Annotated in this window: 14 protein-coding genes; 12 read left to right on the forward strand and 2 right to left on the reverse strand. The window is 69.1% G+C overall.

Translation table 11 applies throughout. From position 1 onward, the window contains the following. Positions 1-283: 283 nt before the first annotated feature. Positions 284-565 carry a hypothetical protein gene (locus tag ACWC2B_RS29040; RefSeq protein ID WP_053727213.1) on the forward strand — a complete coding sequence of 94 codons (282 nt, stop codon included), beginning with the start codon at positions 284-286 and terminating at the stop codon, positions 563-565. Between the two features lie 885 nt (positions 566-1,450). After that, positions 1,451-1,744 (forward strand): hypothetical protein, encoded by a 294-nt coding sequence (locus ACWC2B_RS29045; RefSeq protein WP_450721683.1) that lies wholly within the window; start codon positions 1,451-1,453, stop codon positions 1,742-1,744. A 203-nt stretch (positions 1,745-1,947) separates the two neighbouring features. Here the strand turns inward: ACWC2B_RS29045 and ACWC2B_RS29050 are convergent, their stop codons facing one another. Next, complete coding sequence (locus tag ACWC2B_RS29050) at positions 1,948-3,372, reverse strand: condensation domain-containing protein (protein WP_450721685.1); 1,425 nt, start codon at positions 3,370-3,372, stop codon at positions 1,948-1,950. A gap of 359 nt (positions 3,373-3,731) precedes the next feature. Between ACWC2B_RS29050 and ACWC2B_RS29055 the strand changes: the two genes are divergently transcribed. From ACWC2B_RS29055 to ACWC2B_RS29100, 10 genes are all read left to right on the forward strand, one after another. Continuing rightward, positions 3,732-3,977, forward strand: a complete 246-nt coding sequence (locus ACWC2B_RS29055; RefSeq protein WP_450721687.1) for a hypothetical protein — start codon at positions 3,732-3,734, stop codon at positions 3,975-3,977. 270 nt (positions 3,978-4,247) lie between these two features. After that, the gene (locus ACWC2B_RS29060; protein WP_450721689.1) at positions 4,248-4,598 is read left to right on the forward strand and encodes a hypothetical protein; all 351 of its coding nucleotides are present in this window, start codon (positions 4,248-4,250) and stop codon (positions 4,596-4,598) included. Between the two features lie 363 nt (positions 4,599-4,961). Further along, positions 4,962-5,246 (forward strand): hypothetical protein, encoded by a 285-nt coding sequence (locus tag ACWC2B_RS29065; RefSeq protein ID WP_450721691.1) that lies wholly within the window; start codon positions 4,962-4,964, stop codon positions 5,244-5,246. A 513-nt stretch (positions 5,247-5,759) separates the two neighbouring features. Further along, positions 5,760-6,116, forward strand: a complete 357-nt coding sequence (locus ACWC2B_RS29070; RefSeq protein WP_450721693.1) for a hypothetical protein — start codon at positions 5,760-5,762, stop codon at positions 6,114-6,116. A 259-nt stretch (positions 6,117-6,375) separates the two neighbouring features. After that, positions 6,376-6,936, forward strand: a complete 561-nt coding sequence (locus ACWC2B_RS29075; protein ID WP_450721695.1) for a CGNR zinc finger domain-containing protein — start codon at positions 6,376-6,378, stop codon at positions 6,934-6,936. A 92-nt stretch (positions 6,937-7,028) separates the two neighbouring features. Further along, positions 7,029-7,616, forward strand: a complete 588-nt coding sequence (locus ACWC2B_RS29080) for a sigma-70 family RNA polymerase sigma factor (protein ID WP_078966511.1) — start codon at positions 7,029-7,031, stop codon at positions 7,614-7,616. Then, positions 7,613-8,374 (forward strand): anti-sigma factor family protein, encoded by a 762-nt coding sequence (locus ACWC2B_RS29085; protein ID WP_450721697.1) that lies wholly within the window; start codon positions 7,613-7,615, stop codon positions 8,372-8,374. Before ACWC2B_RS29080 ends, ACWC2B_RS29085 begins: the two co-directional genes overlap by 4 nt. Positions 8,375-8,491: 117 nt before the next feature. Then, the gene (locus ACWC2B_RS29090) at positions 8,492-10,897 is read left to right on the forward strand and encodes a HelD family protein (RefSeq protein ID WP_450721699.1); all 2,406 of its coding nucleotides are present in this window, start codon (positions 8,492-8,494) and stop codon (positions 10,895-10,897) included. A gap of 436 nt (positions 10,898-11,333) precedes the next feature. After that, on the forward strand, positions 11,334-12,767 hold the full coding sequence (locus ACWC2B_RS29095) for a malic enzyme-like NAD(P)-binding protein (protein ID WP_450721701.1): 1,434 nt from the start codon (positions 11,334-11,336) through the stop codon (positions 12,765-12,767). A 346-nt stretch (positions 12,768-13,113) separates the two neighbouring features. Further along, positions 13,114-13,395, forward strand: coding sequence for an HU family DNA-binding protein (locus ACWC2B_RS29100; protein WP_003968811.1), 282 nt, complete (start codon positions 13,114-13,116; stop codon positions 13,393-13,395). Between the two features lie 91 nt (positions 13,396-13,486). On the opposite strand, the gene murA is transcribed toward ACWC2B_RS29100, so the two are convergent. Then, entirely contained in the window at positions 13,487-14,827 is a 1,341-nt protein-coding gene (gene murA, locus ACWC2B_RS29105; RefSeq protein WP_450721703.1) for a UDP-N-acetylglucosamine 1-carboxyvinyltransferase, read from the reverse strand. Positions 14,828-14,988 lie beyond the last annotated feature (161 nt).

Here is a 14,988-nt window from a genome sequence, read left to right on the forward strand (position 1 = left end):
GGAAGAGCTTGTTCGTGAACTCCTCGACGCCTCCTCGACCTGGCCGGTCGGCGCGGCGGGGCAGCGGTTGGCCGCGCGCCCGCCGAGGCGCGACCGAAGGTGTGGGTGGTGGATGACGCCGAAGGGCCCGCTCGTAGGCATTACGACTTCAGGGTGCTTCCAGAACAACATCGCGACACCCGGCGCGTCATCGGGCGGTTTGGGGGTATTTCGTATTAATTTCCGTGACCGTAAGGAATCGATCTGCCACGGATCGTATCCACTTCACTCCAACGGAGATGACATGAACAAGCTTCGCAAGGCCGCCGTCCTGGTCGCTGCCCTCGGCAGCCTCGGAATGCTGGCCGCTGGCACGGCCCAGGCGCACGACGGGGGCAAGGGTGGCGACCAGTTCAAGATCGGGCAGAGCAGCAACTGCAAGTCGCACGACCTGAACCTGGACGTCCTCGGCCAGGTCGGCCTGCTCAACGGTCTGCTGGGCAACGCGCTCAACGGCGAGGGCAACCCGGGTGCGCAGAACACCCACATCGGTTCGAGCATGGGCTGCAACAACAGCGCGTTCTAAGAACGTGTCCGGTCACATAGCCGGTCGAACAGCGGGAAACAGGTCCCGGCACCGAGCCCCAGGCTTGGTGCCGGGACCTCTTTTTGTGTCCAGGTCCAGGCCTGTGTCCAGGCGGCCATGACTGGCTGGGGGCTCTTCCCGACCCCTGGGGTGCGCCCTGAGGCTGCGGTACGGGGGTGGTGGGGGATGTGACGGCGAGAGCGGGGCGAGGGGGTGGCGGGGGCGCTACATCTTGAGGTGGCGGAACGTTCGCACGGGGTGAAGAAGTCTGAGGGAGATCACCGCTGATCCGCTGATCCACTGATCCACGGATTCATATGCGGACTATCGAATTGTGGGGCGCGAATTGTGGGGCGGCGGTGCCGCGCCCCTGGAGTTCCAGAGGTGACTGGTCACGCGGCCTGCCTCAAGGTCCTGGCCTTCGATAGCCGGGCTTCACCTGGCCGGACTGCCGGGACGTTTTGCGGTACGCGCCCACACCCGGCTGAGCGCACCCGTTGTGCCCGTCCGGGAGCCGGGAGGATTTGAGTGTGCAACTGCACCAATAAATATGAGTAGTTCACTGAATGCTCCGACCGGCTGTAAGTGTTCATCAATTCCCCTGCCATGCACCGGAGTTGAATTCTGCAGAGGGTATCTGTCCACGGTCTGCCGCAGTGTTCCGGTCGGCCTGGGGACCGCATTACTCGACCACCTGTTCCCACGTCCGCGAGTTCAACCTCAGCACGTACGGGGCGGGTTATGTCCTGCAATCGACCAACATGGTGAGGGATTTTCTGAATTCGGCGCGCCGCCGGGCGCTTTGGGGATACGTCGTATTACCTCTGTAACTACACGAAGTCGATCTGTCACGGATCGCGTCCACTTCACTCCATCGGAGATGACATGCACAAGCTTCGCAAGGCCGCCGTCCTGGTCGCTGCCCTCGGCAGCGTCGGGCTCCTGGCCGCCGGCACCGCCCACGCCGACGGGGGCCGAGGTGGCAAGGGGGGCGACTTCTTCAACATCCAGCAGAGCAGCACCTGCCGGTCGCATGACGGCAACGTCGACATCCTCGGTCAGGTCGGCATCCTCAACGGCCTGGGCGGCAACCTCCTGAACGGCGAGGGCAACGCGGGCTCGCAGCAGACCTCCATGGGTTCGAGCATGGGCTGCAGCAACAGCGCCTTCAGCAAGTAATAGTCACCACCTGCCTCGGTGCCCCGGCCACAGGCCGGGGCACCGAGGCATTTGTGGGTGCCGGGTCACGTCCACGGCGTACGTCCCCCGGCCCGGCCCGGACGCGCGCAGGCCCCCGACCCTGTGGTCGGGGGCGAGTTGGGGGCGGGGGTCGCTGGTCGTACCGGCGGTGGCCGACGCGTGGGGTGGGTGTCGCGGATCGGTCACCCGGCGAGATCGTGTGGGGCGAGTTCACGGGCGCGGTACTCGCGGGCCACTTCGAGGATGACGCTCCCCAACCGCTCCGTGTACAGCCGCATGTTCTTGTACGCGATGTCGGTGTCGGGGTAGCGGCAGGTGAACCACAGGCCCTCGTGGAGCCGGTTCAGCCAGATGCACACCTGGTCGCCGTAGGAGACGCGCACCAGTGCGTAGGCCGTCAGCTCGTCCCAGCGCTCCGCACCGGAGAGGCTCCGTGCGTCGACGAACGAGACGATCGAGTACAGGTCGGGCGAGGTCGGGCGGAAGTCCGCGCCGAGCAGGCGCAGCACCCGGGCGATCGGCATGCGTGCCAGCGACCTGTTGGCCTGCAGCTCGGCGCGCACGACCTTCAGGGCGCTGAGGAAGTCGGGTGCCTCGTCGATGGGGACCTCGATGGGCGCACCGCCGACGTACCAGCCCACGGAGTTGGACCACTTGGACTTCACGCGGGTGTGGAAAGGAACGACGGAGCGGTAGACGGGCTGTCCGCCGATCTCGTTGACGATGAGGCTGGTGGCGGCCAGCATGCCGACGAGGCTGCCGCCGAAGGGCCGGCAGTACGCCTCGAACGCGGCGGCGGAGTCGGCGTCGACGAGCATCTCGCGCATCAACTTCTGCGTGGGCAGCGGGCCGCCGGGCTCAAGGCCGAGTGGGACGGGGAAGTTGGGCAGTTTCCCGTTGCACCGCTTGATGAACTCCCGCCAGTGGCCGACGATCGCGTGGCTGCCGTCGATCCGGTCGGCGTCCGCCCGCTCGATCTCGCAGAAGTCGACGTAACTGCTGGTCGGCGACTCCTGTGCGGGGCGGCCCTCGACGGCCGCGGCGTAGAGCTCGTGGATCTCGGCGGGGATGCGCTGGATGGAGTAGGAGTCGACGTTGCTGTGGTCGAAGGCGATGTACACGCTGGTGCAGTCGTCCCTGATGACCGCCGCGTAAAGGAAGTTGGGCCAGCACAGCGCGTTCGCGACGGTGTCGAAGCGGCTCTGGAGGTGCTCGACGAGTTGCGTCGCGTCGGGAAAGTCGCCGACGTCCTCGCGCTGAAGTGACACGGCCTCGGTGTCGAGCGTGAACCGGCGCATCTCGTCGTCGTCCCAGCGGAAGCCGCTGCGCAGGGTCTCGTGCCGGAGCGTCCAGCCGCGCAGCGCGTCCTGCAGTGCGTCGAGGTCGACCGTGCCCGGGATGTCGAATGCCGTACCGATCCAGGTCGGCACGAACAGGCCGTCCTCGTGCACCGATTGAGCCGTCCTGATGTGCGACTCCTGGAGGTACGCGGGCGGTCGCGGGTCTACCGGAAGGTCCGCCGCCGCCGCGACGGTCGCCGGACTGAGCGCCCACTCGACGAGCCGTCCGGGCCGGACCTCGCAACGCTGGATGTCGGTGATTCGCACGGGCGTCTCCGTTCGCAATTGGAGCCCGGATCGGGCGGACCCGTTCAAGGGAAAGCCGCGAGCGCGAACGGAGGCACCCAGAACATGACGTGTTACCACTTTTGAGTGGATTGAGTGATCGGCGGATGTGAGCCAATCGGTCCACCGGGCACCCCTGGGCGCCAGCCGAAACGTCTCGGCACAGGAGCATGTCGAGGTCTACGACGCGGAGTTGTTCGAGTCCAGGAGAGTCATTGTCGGCGAGATGGGCGCAACGTCTGGGCAGGCGCATCGTTACCGTTAGTGTTCAGCCGGTAACGGTGGGCAATCAGTCTCGATGTACAGGCAACATGTACAGGCAATGGAGGACCGAGGGTTCCATGCGTAAGTATCAGCAGGCCATGATCGCAGCAGTGGCGGCGGCCGGCGGCCTTGCCGCCGTCGGCGCCGGTACCGCCGGTACCGCCTACGCCAACGAAGGCGTGCACCAGACCGACCACTACCGCCCCTACCAGGAGTGCAGCCCGCAGGCGGGAGCCGAGGGCAACCTCCCCATCGCCGTGCTCGGTCTCTCCGACACCTTGGGCAACACCTGCGGCCAGTTCAACAACGCATTCACCAGGTGAGGTCGGCGGCGTAATCGAGCCCGACGCTTTCCGCGGGCCCCTTCGGGGTCATCCCCGAAGGGGCTCGTTCATGTGCGGCCACCTGGAGCGCGAGGCCGCTGACTGCAGTAACGGTGCCTGCAACAGGCAAGCCCTTCACTTCGTAAGCGAAACGGACCCGAACGTCCCGGACATGGGTCGGACGCTGGAGCCCGGCTTTCCGGCGTGCCCAGGGTTCGGTGCGGCCGGTTCGCGGCGCCCTGGGCGCCCCTCACAAAGGAAACGCATCACATGTTCAGTAGGAAGAAGATCGCGGCCGTCTCGGGGCTTCTCGGCAGCCTCGTCGTGACCTGCGCCGGCATCGGCGCCACCCAGGCGTTCGCCGCGGCAGCGCCGGTGTGCAGCCACACCGCGGAAAGCACCACCTGCGTCCAGCGGATCGTCGGCAGCACGCCCGAAGGTGACGGGTACGTCGTGCGCCAGGCGCAGGGTTGTACGCCGACGGAGCCGCTGTCGCTGCCCGTTGTGGGCCTGCTGAACCGGGGGAACATGCAGATCGGTCCTCAGGTGACCTGTTCCCCGACCACCCCGGGACCCGAAAGGGGAGAAGAGGGTGTGAGCCCCCTCGGCCTGATGAGCTGAGCCCGAGGCGGGATCTCGCGACACCTTCCTCACCTGTAAGACGGCGGATGGCCGGACCGGTTGACCTGGTCCGGCCATCCGCCGTTCTCGTACCGGCGGGCAAACGAGTGACCGTCCCCCACCGCCCGTGACCCACCCCCGGGGAGACGTCGTTTCAAGGGGGAGCGGTGCGCGCACGATCGCCCGACCGCATCACCAACTCCTGTATCCCTTCAGCCCCTTGGTGGACGAAGGGCGCCTTGCCATAGGCCGACACGGCGCACAGAAAGGGCGAAAGATCCCAAATGACTACGTTCCGTGTGTATATGCTCACATTAAGTAGTCCGGTCAGGGCTTCACACCTAGATAGGGAAGAGTCGAATCATGCGCAAGTTTCAGCGGGTTGCGGCCGTAGCCGCAGCGGTTGCGGGCCTGTCCATCCTCGGTGCCGGCGTCAGCTCCGCCCACGACGGTGGGGTCACCGCGGTGGCTTCCTCGCAGGCCAACGCCGTGGCCAACTACGGTGGCGGCGGCTGGGACGGCGGCCCGGAGCACGGCCGTGGTGGCGCACCGGTGTTCGCGCCGGAGAACGGTGCCGGTGTCAGCTACGGCCAGGACCACGGCCAGGACCACGGTCAGGACCACGGCCAGGACGGGGAAGGCCACTAAGGACACACCCAGAGCTCGGTGCGCAGGCTTCGGGGAGCTGCGGCCGTAGCCGCGGCGGCCACGGGTCGGGCAAGTCCCAACTCCGCGCCGCACGGGACCCCATAGTTCGGTTCGCAGGCGGTCGCGCCGCAGCCCGCACCCTGGTCGGCTCAGCAGCCGGTCGCCTCGCGGACCATGCGGACCATGGGGTCGCACATCGCCTCGGAGTATCACGGCAGGCGTATCGACATCCGTCAGAACACCGTATGAGAGTCGTACGAGCGACAAGTCCATGTGCAGGATCGGCTCGGGCCGCTCAACGGTGTGCTGGACAAAACCCTCAACGGCAAGGTCAGCCCGGACGCGCAACAAACCCACCAGGGTGCGCGCCCGGGCTGCACCGCTGCCGTCGCCGGACGCGACTGAAGAAGCGCCAGGCGCCGGGGCCCCGTATTCCCCTCTCCTCCAAGGCTCGGGCGCACGCCGCATCCATGGCGTAGGCGTCCGGGCCTCGATTGCAAAGGAACGCAGCACATGTTCAGTCGGCAGAAGATCGCAACCGTCTCGGGGCTCATCGGAAGTCTCGCCGTGATCTGCGTCGGCGCCACGCAGGCGCACGCCGAGCAGCCCAAGCCCAAGGGCGAGTGCAAGACCTCCACCGCGGGTGAAACCACCTGCATCCACAAGAGCGAGACCGTCCACATCGACAGGAAGAACGGCAGCTACAGCATCAAGCAGACGCAGGAATGCTCCACGACGGACCGGCCGTATGTGGTGATGCCCGGGGACGCCAAGCTGAACCAGGCGAACATGAAGGTCGGGCCGACCGTGGACTGCTCCAACAACACGAAGCTGCCCAAGGGCGTCAGGGTGCCGCATTTCGAGTTCTGAGGCGCGACCGGCGAAGGTGCGGCTCCGCCGTGGGGGAGCGGACGCGGGCGTCGGCTCCCTCGCACCGGTAACCGCCCGGTAGGAGGGCTTCCGGGGGAGGCCCTGGGCGGGCACTCTGGGGGATGGCACTCAGAGCCTGTGTCCGAACCCCGCCCGGGCCCGCGACGCCTCGCGATCGCACGCACCAGACACCGCGGCCCGATCCGGACGGGGTTCAGACACAGGCTCTCACCGGTAACCCCTAGGCGGTGACAGGCGCATGGTGCGGTTCGACTCCGGGCGGATCTGTCTGGATCTGTTGGCGACCGGAGCGTACGAGAGGGAACAGCTCGACAGCACCGCACAGTTGGGCCAGTGGCTGCTCCACGCCGGTCTGGTCCCGTACGGGACCCCGCTCACCGGAGTCGGTCGCGACTGGCCGGTCAGATTCGTCGAACTCCGTTTCTGCATCGACAAGTTGGTCCACGCCGAGCTCGGCGGGCCGGCCGACGGCGCGTCCGCCGCGCTGGATCGGGTCAACGCCCTCGCCGCCGCCCCGCCCCCGGGAGTACGGGCGATCCGGGGCGCCGACGGCGGACTCGTCCGCACCCTGAGCCGCGACCCCGAATGCGGCGCGCTGCTCGCCGCGGTCGCCCGGGACGCCGTCGACCTGCTCACCGACCCCGAGGCCCGGGCCCGGCTGCGCCAGTGCGAGGGCGACAACTGCCGGCTGCTCTACCTCGACACCTCGCGCGGGCGCCGGCGCCGCTGGTGCTCAAGCGAGGTGTGCGGAAACCGCGAGCGGGTGGCCCGGCACCGCCGCCGCGTCGCCGCGCTCTGAGAGACCCGCTCGAAGAAACTCGTCCCGCGTTTGAATGGAATCCGACAACCGCCCGTATGGAGAGATGAACCGGCTCGCAGCCGCGCGCCGGGATGGTCTCGACCTGGAGGTGCCGGTTGCGCAAGGATGCCGCCGTGGCCGATGACCGTCCGCGAGGGGCCAAGCACCGCTCCGTGCCCGACGAGGAGCTGATGCGGGCGCTGTACCGCGAGCACGCGGGGCCGCTGCTCGGGTACGTCATGCGCCTCGTCGCCGGCGACCGCCAGCGGGCCGAGGACGTCGTGCAGGAGACGCTCATCCGTGCCTGGAAGAACGCCGGTCAGCTCAATCGGGCCACCGGTTCGGTCCGCCCCTGGCTGGTGACGGTCGCGCGCCGCATCGTCATCGACGGCCACCGCAGCCGGCAGGCCCGGCCGCAGGAGGTCGATCCGTCGCCGCTGGAGGTCATGCCCGCGGAGGACGAGATCGACAAGGCGTTGTGGCTGATGACCCTCTCCGATGCGCTCGACGACCTCACCCCGGCCCACCGGGAGGCCCTCGTCGAGACGTACTTCAAGGGACGTACGGTCAACGAGGCGGCCCAGGCGCTCGGTGTACCCAGCGGGACCGTGCGGTCCCGCGTCTTCTACGCCCTGCGCTCCATGAAACTCGCACTGGAGGAACGGGGGGTGACGACATGACGACCGGGGAACACGCGGAAGGCTCGCTGCACGAGGCTGTCGGCGCGTACGCGCTCGGCATCCTGGACGACGCCGAGGCCAGCGCCTTCGAAGCGCACCTCGCGGGCTGCGACCTGTGCGCCGCCGAACTCGACGCGCTGGCGGGCATGGAGCCGATGCTTGCCACCCTCAAGGAGTTCCCGGGCCCCGCCGCCCAGCCGTTGCGCCCGGCCCCGCCCAGCATGACCACGACCCTGATCAACGAGGTCGCCGCCCAGCGGGCCAAGCGCCGGCGGCGCACCACGTACCTGGTGGCGGCCGCGGCCGCGCTGATCGTCGGCGGCCCGGCGATCGCGGTGGTGGCTACCTCCGGGGACACGGGCACCCACCAGAGCGCCGAGGCGCACCCGACCAGCCCGGCCGAGGACGCCTTCTTCAACCACATGACCCAGAAGGTCTCCGCGACCGACGCGAAGACCGACGTCACCGCGACCGTCGGCACCGAGGCCAAGGCCTGGGGCACCCACACCGTCCTGGAGCTGAAGAACGTCAAGGGCCCGCTCAAGTGCAGCCTGATCGCGGTCGGCAAGAACGGCGACCAGGAGACCGTCACGTCGTGGGCGGTGCCGAACTGGGGCTACGGCATCAAGGACAGCCCGCACGAATCGGCGAAGTACCCGCTGTACGTGCACGGCGGCACCGCGATGAACCGCGACCAGATCGACCACTTCGAGGTCCGTACGTTCGACGGGAAGGCACTCGTGGACGTACCGGCATGAGCCGCACGGCGGGACAAGCGTCCCGACATGCGGTCCGGCACCAAATTGTGGCCTGACATCGGGTCCCCCTTCGCGTACGGTTGACGGCTGCCCAATGCACGTCAGAAGGGGGCCTCGGTGGCCGCGCAGGATGCCGCTGTCGATACCGCTTCCGGTACCGCCGAATCCGCTGTGGATTCGGTCCGGGAACGCGAGATCGCTGGGGAACAGGTACATCTCGACCAGGTGTACCGCCGCCTGGAGGAGAAGATCCACGAGGCGGAGTTCCTGATGAACGACGCCGCCAAGCGCGGTCAGGTCGGCACGCCCGGCGCCCTCGCCGAACGCGACGCCCAGGTCTTCCGGGCGGGGGTCCATCTCAACCGGCTCAACAACGAGTTCGAGGACTTCCTCTTCGGCCGGATCGACCTGCTGCTCGGCGTGGACGGAAAGAAGGGACCGGACGGCGCCTACACCTCGGTGGAACCCGCCGAGGACGCCGTGCGCCCCGACGGGACGGCGGAGATCGCCGAAACCCTGCACATCGGCCGGATCGGCGTCCTGGACGCCGACTACTCGCCGCTGGTGATCGACTGGCGGGCGCCGGCCGCGGCGCCCTTCTACCGCTCGACGCCGGTCGACCCGGGCCGGGTCGTACGCCGCCGGGTCATCCGCTCCAAGGGACGCAAGGTGCTCGGCGTCGAGGACGACCTGATGCGCCCCGAGCTCAAGGCGACCCTGGACGGCGCCGAGCTGCCCGTCATCGGCGACGGCGCCCTGATGGCCGCGCTCGGCCAGGCCCGCAGCCACACCATGCGGGACATCGTCGCCTCCATCCAGGCCGAGCAGGACCTGGTCATCCGGGCGCCCGCCGCCTCGGTGACATACGTCGAGGGCGGCCCCGGCACCGGCAAGACGGCCGTCGCGCTGCACCGCGCGGCCTACCTCCTCTACCAGGACCGGCGCCGGTACGCGGGCGGCATCCTGATCGTCTCGCCGACCCCGCTGCTCGTCGCGTACACCGAGGGCGTGCTGCCCTCGCTCGGCGAGGAGGGCCAGGTCGCGATCCGCGCGGTGGGCAACCTCGTGGACGGCGCGGAGGCCACCGAGTACGACGACCCGGCGGTCGCCCGGATCAAGGGCTCGTCCCGCATGCTCCACGTGCTGCGCAGGGCCGCGAGGGGCGCCCTGGAAGGGCCGGGGGAGCAGCCCAGGCGGTCCCGTCGGCGCGGCGGTGAGCAGCTCGCACTCGGCGACGACGCGCCGGCTCAGCAGCAGGCCCAGCAGCCCGCCCAGCGGCTGCGCGTCGTCGCGTTCGGCGCGCGCATCGAGCTGGAGGGCGAGGAACTGCGCCGCATCCGCCAGACCGTGCTCAGCGGCACCGCGCCCGTCAACCTGCTGCGCCCGCGCGCCCGCAGGCTGCTCCTCGACGCCCTGTGGTCGAAGTCGGGCGCGAACGGCCGGCACACCGACCCGGAACTCGCCGCCGAACTGCGCTCCTCCTTCGACGACGACATCGCCTCCGAGGACGCCTTCATCGCCTTTCTCGACGCGTGGTGGCCGGAGCTGACCCCGCGCGGGGTGCTCGCCGCGATGGCCGACGAGAAGCGGCTTTCGCGCTGGGCCCGCCGGGTCCTCAACCAGGGCGAGGTGCGGCGCCTGGCCCGCTCGCTCGCGCGCACCGCCGACGGCGCCTTCTCGGTGCACGACGTGGCGCTCCTGGACGAGCTGGAGACGCTGCTCGGCGCCCCGGCCCGGCCGAAGAAGAAGCGCGAGTACGACCCGCTGGACGCGCTGACCGGCCTCGAAGAGCTGATGCCGCACCGCGAGGAGACCCAGCGCGAGCGCGCCGAACGGCTCGCCCAGGAACGTACCGAGTACGCGCACGTCATCGTCGACGAGGCGCAGGACCTCACGCCCATGCAGTGGCGGATGGTCGGCCGGCGAGGGCGCACCGCCACCTGGACGGTCGTGGGCGACCCGGCGCAGTCCTCCTGGTCCGACCCGGACGAGGCGGCCGAGGCCCGCGACGAGGCGCTCGGCAGCCGCCCGCGCCGCCGTTTCGAGCTGACCGTCAACTACCGCAACCCGGCTGAGATCGCCGAACTGGCCTCCAGGGTGCTGGCGTTGGCGATGCCGGGCATGAAGTCGCCGGCCGCCGTCCGCTCGACGGGCGTCGAGCCCCGGTTCGCGGTGGTGCGCGACGGCGACCTCGCCCGTTCCGTACGCGAGGAGGCGTCGCGCCTGCTCGACCAGGTCGACGGAACGGTCGGCGTGGTCGTCGCGATGCGCCGCCGCGAACAGGCCGCGCGCTGGCTCGCGGGGCTCGGCGACAGGGTGGTGGCGCTCGGCAGCCTGGAGGCCAAGGGGCTTGAGTACGACGCCACGGTGGTCGTCTCGCCGGCCGAGATCGCGGACGAGTCCCCGGCCGGACTGCGGGTCCTGTACGTGGCGTTGACCCGGGCGACCCAGCAGCTCACGGTCGTCTCCGGGGACCGGGACGAACCCGACGCGGACGGGGTGCCCGACCTGCTCCGGGACTGAGGGCTGGTGTCGGGCGGGGTTTAGACACGGGACCCGAATTCCGGGTCAACTCGCGATGCGGGGATCACTTGCCGGGGTGGTTTGTTAGCCTGGGTACGGCACCGGCTCGATCCAAGCCCCCGGGCCCAACCTTAGTCGCTCAGAGCGACCACTTGCCGCGAGGCGAGCATGGCGGGTCGGTGTCATTAACGTGAGCGACAGGCCCACGTCATCTCCGGATGGCGTGGGCCTGTTGTCGTTGGCGCGGGCCTTCGGGCAGGGGCGCAGGAAGGGTCTTCCGTCAGACCACCACTTTCTCGTATGGTGGAAAAAACTTTCCGAAACGAGTCGTCCATTATCGGCTACCAGCCAGTAGGTGCGACCATCGGATGGCACCGCCGCGCCACAGCCGGGGCGGCGCCAGCAACGAAGCCAGGGAAAGCAGAGGAACACGGTCATGGCAACGGCGCCCAGCGTCTCGTACTCGATGACGGTCCGTCTTGAGGTGCCCGCCAGCGGCACGGCGGTCTCTCAGCTCACCACGGCCGTGGAGTCCTCCGGCGGGTCGGTGACCGGCCTCGACGTGACCGCCTCCGGTCACGAGAAGCTGCGGATCGACGTCACCATCGCGGCCACCTCCACCGCGCACGCCGACGAGATCGTCGAGAAGCTGCGCGGCATCGAGGGCGTCACCCTCGGCAAGGTCTCCGACCGTACGTTCCTGATGCACCTCGGCGGCAAGATCGAGATGCAGTCGAAGCACCCCATCCGCAACCGTGACGACCTCTCCATGGTCTACACCCCGGGCGTGGCCCGCGTGTGCATGGCGATCGCCGAGAACCCCGAGGACGCCCGCCGCCTCACCATCAAGCGCAACACCGTCGCAGTCGTGACGGACGGCTCCGCGGTGCTCGGCCTCGGCAACATCGGCCCGATGGCCGCCATGCCGGTCATGGAGGGCAAGGCGGCCCTCTTCAAGCGCTTCGCCGACATCGACGCCTGGCCGATCTGCCTGGACACCCAGGACACCGACGCCATCGTCCAGATCGTCAAGGCGATCGCCCCCGGCTTCGCGGGCATCAACCTGGAGGACATCTCCGCGCCCCGCTGCTTCGAGATCGAGGCCCGCCTGCGCGAGGCCCTCGACATCCCCGTCTTCCACGACGACCAGCACGGCACCGCGATCGTGGTCCTCGCCTCGCTGACCAACGCACTTCGCGTGGTGGGCAAGGGAATTGGCGACGTACGCGTCGTCATGTCCGGCGCCGGCGCGGCCGGTACCGCGATCCTCAAGCTGCTGATCGCGGCCGGCGTCAAGAACGCCGTCGTCGCCGACATCCACGGTGTGGTGCACGCGGGCCGCGAGGACCTGGTGGACGCGAGCCCCGAGTCCGCGCTGCGCTGGATCGCCGACAACACCAACCCCGAGGGCCTGACCGGCACGCTCAAGGAGGCCGTGGTCGGCGCCGACGTCTTCATCGGCGTCTCCGCCCCCAATGTCCTCAACGGCGACGACGTCGCGGCGATGGCCGACGGCGCCATCGTGTTCGCGCTCGCGAACCCGGACCCCGAGGTCGACCCCGCAATCGCCCGCCAGAGCGCGGCAGTTGTGGCCACCGGCCGCTCGGACTTCCCCAACCAGATCAACAACGTGCTGGTCTTCCCCGGCGTCTTCCGGGGTCTGCTCGACGCGCAGTCCCGCACGGTGAACACCGAGATGATGCTGGCCGCGGCCGGCGCGCTCGCGGACGTCGTCGCCGAGGACGAACTCAACGCGAACTACATCATCCCGTCGGTCTTCAACGACAAGGTCGCCGGAGCGGTCGCGGGCGCCGTCCGCAACGCCGCCAAGGCCGCCGGGGGCGCTGTGACGGGGCCCACGTCGGCCTGAGCTCCGGCGCGTCGCGGGATGCGGGCCCAGTAACGCCCCCTTAGGGTGGCGGACCATGACCCGCATCCGCACCGGCTCCGGCCCGGGAGCCCCCACCATGTCGACGGAGCGTCACCTTGTTGAGGCAGTGGCGCTTTTCGTGTGACTCGGTGTGACTCGGGAGGGTGCCGGATTGGCTTTCCCGCCGTAGGTGGGGGCAGGATGCGTAACCGGGCGCGAGGGTCTGACTCAGACCCGGGTCCGGGGACTGTCCGAGGGCCCTGGCAGCATCGGCTTCGCTGTACCCAACATGCGGCTTCCGCCGCGTGGCACGCCGCACAGGCAAGAAGAACACGGGAGTAAGAACATGAACCGCAGTGAGCTGGTGGCCGCGCTGGCCGACCGCGCCGAGGTGACCCGCAAGGACGCCGACGCCGTGCTGGCCGCTCTCGCCGAGACCGTCGGCGAGATCGTCGCCAAGGGCGACGAGAAGGTCACCATCCCCGGCTTCCTGACCTTCGAGCGCACCCACCGTGCCGCTCGTACCGCTCGTAACCCGCAGACCGGCGACCCGATCAACATCCCGGCCGGCTACAGCGTGAAGGTCTCCGCGGGCTCGAAGCTCAAGGAAGCCGCCAAGGGCAAGTAAGCGCTCCTTGCTCCGCAAGGCCGCTTGGCAGCAACACTGAGGGCGGCCACCCTGGAAACAGGGTGGCCGCCCTTTTGCGTGTCCGCGGACGCTAGACCAGCGAACCGTTGGGGAGTTCGACCTTCGCGCCGAGGCTCTCCAGCTTCTCCATGAAGTTCTCGTAGCCGCGGTTGATCAGGTCGATGCCGTGCACCCGGGACGTGCCCTGGGCCGCCAGAGCCGCGATGAGGTACGAGAAGCCGCCCCGGAGGTCCGGGATGACCAGGTCGGCGCCCTGGAGCTTGGTGGGGCCGCTCACGACCGCGGAGTGCAGGAAGTTGAGCTGACCGAAGCGGCAGTCCGAGCCGCCGAGGCACTCGCGGTACAGCTGGATGTGCGCGCCCATCTGGTTCAGCGCCGAGGTGAAGCCGAGCCGCGACTCGTACACCGTCTCGTGGACGATGGACAGGCCGGTGGCCTGCGTGAGGGCGACGACCAGCGGCTGCTGCCAGTCGGTCTGGAAGCCGGGGTGCACGTCCGTTTCGAGGGCGATGGACTTGAGCGAGCCGCCGGGGTGCCAGAAGCGGATGCCCTCGTCGTCGATCTCGAAGGCGCCGCCAACCTTGCGGAAGGTGTTCAGGAACGTCATCATCGAGCGCTGCTGGGCGCCGCGGACGTAGATGTTGCCCTCGGTCGCGAGCGCCGCGGACGCCCACGAGGCGGCCTCCAGGCGGTCCGAGAGGGCGCGGTGGGTGTAGCCGCCGAGCTTGTCGACACCGGTGACGCGGATGGTCCGGTCGGTGTCCATGGCGATGATCGCGCCCATCTTCTGCAGCACGCAGATGAGGTCCTCGATCTCCGGCTCGACCGCGGCGTTGGAGAGCTCGGTCACACCCTCCGCGAGCACCGCGGTGAGCAGCACCTGCTCGGTCGCGCCGACCGAGGGGTAGGGCAGCCGGATCTTGCAGCCGCGAAGCCGCTGCGGGGCCTCCAGGTACTGGCCGTCCGCGCGCTTCTCGATGGTCGCGCCGAACTGGCGGAGCACCTCGAAGTGGAAGTCGATGGGCCGGCCGCCGATGTCGCAGCCGCCGAGGCCCGGGATGAAGGCGTGGCCCAGGCGGTGCAGGAGCGGGCCGCACAGCAGGATCGGGATCCGCGAGGAACCCGCGTGCGCGTCGATGTCGGCGACGTTGGCGGACTCGACGTGGGACGGGTCGAGGATCAGCTCGCCCGGCTCGTCGCCGGGGCGGACGGTGACGCCGTGCAGCTGCAGCAGGCCCCGTACGACGCGGACGTCGCGGATGTCGGGCACATTGCGCAGTCTGCTCGGGCCGCTGCCGAGAAGGGCGGCGACCATCGCCTTCGGCACGAGGTTCTTCGCGCCGCGGACGCGGATCTCGCCCTCAAGCGGGGTTCCGCCGTGGACAAGCAGTACATCGTCTGTGCCGGTCATGAATCTCGCGTTCCGGAGTGGTCGGGCAAGGGGCAGGGATAAAGGGTAAGGGGCTTTCACCCCTGCCCCATAAGGCCTGGGAGGGTTCACGAAGGTAATGAATTCGCTACAGCACGCTCCGCGCAGGAAATTCAGCGCAGCGTCACGGGCCCCGGGCCGCT

The sequence above is a fragment of the Streptomyces sp. NPDC001415 genome, assembly GCF_053597395.1.

Bases quoted from the DNA above. Each gene is read 5' to 3' on its own strand.
- ACWC2B_RS29040 (WP_053727213.1), top strand. From the start codon at position 284: ATGAACAAGCTTCGCAAGGCCGCCGTCCTGGTCGCTGCCCTCGGCAGC.
- ACWC2B_RS29095 (WP_450721701.1), top strand. From the start codon at position 11,334: ATGGCAACGGCGCCCAGCGTCTCGTACTCGATGACGGTCCGTCTTGAG.
- ACWC2B_RS29100 (WP_003968811.1), top strand. From the start codon at position 13,114: ATGAACCGCAGTGAGCTGGTGGCCGCGCTGGCCGACCGCGCCGAGGTG.
- murA (WP_450721703.1), bottom strand. From the start codon at position 14,827: ATGACCGGCACAGACGATGTACTGCTTGTCCACGGCGGAACCCCGCTT.
- ACWC2B_RS29055 (WP_450721687.1), top strand. From the start codon at position 3,732: ATGCGTAAGTATCAGCAGGCCATGATCGCAGCAGTGGCGGCGGCCGGC.
- ACWC2B_RS29075 (WP_450721695.1), top strand. From the start codon at position 6,376: ATGGTGCGGTTCGACTCCGGGCGGATCTGTCTGGATCTGTTGGCGACC.
- ACWC2B_RS29070 (WP_450721693.1), top strand. From the start codon at position 5,760: ATGTTCAGTCGGCAGAAGATCGCAACCGTCTCGGGGCTCATCGGAAGT.
- ACWC2B_RS29060 (WP_450721689.1), top strand. From the start codon at position 4,248: ATGTTCAGTAGGAAGAAGATCGCGGCCGTCTCGGGGCTTCTCGGCAGC.
- ACWC2B_RS29085 (WP_450721697.1), top strand. From the start codon at position 7,613: ATGACGACCGGGGAACACGCGGAAGGCTCGCTGCACGAGGCTGTCGGC.
- ACWC2B_RS29065 (WP_450721691.1), top strand. From the start codon at position 4,962: ATGCGCAAGTTTCAGCGGGTTGCGGCCGTAGCCGCAGCGGTTGCGGGC.
- ACWC2B_RS29080 (WP_078966511.1), top strand. From the start codon at position 7,029: ATGGTCTCGACCTGGAGGTGCCGGTTGCGCAAGGATGCCGCCGTGGCC.
- ACWC2B_RS29045 (WP_450721683.1), top strand. From the start codon at position 1,451: ATGCACAAGCTTCGCAAGGCCGCCGTCCTGGTCGCTGCCCTCGGCAGC.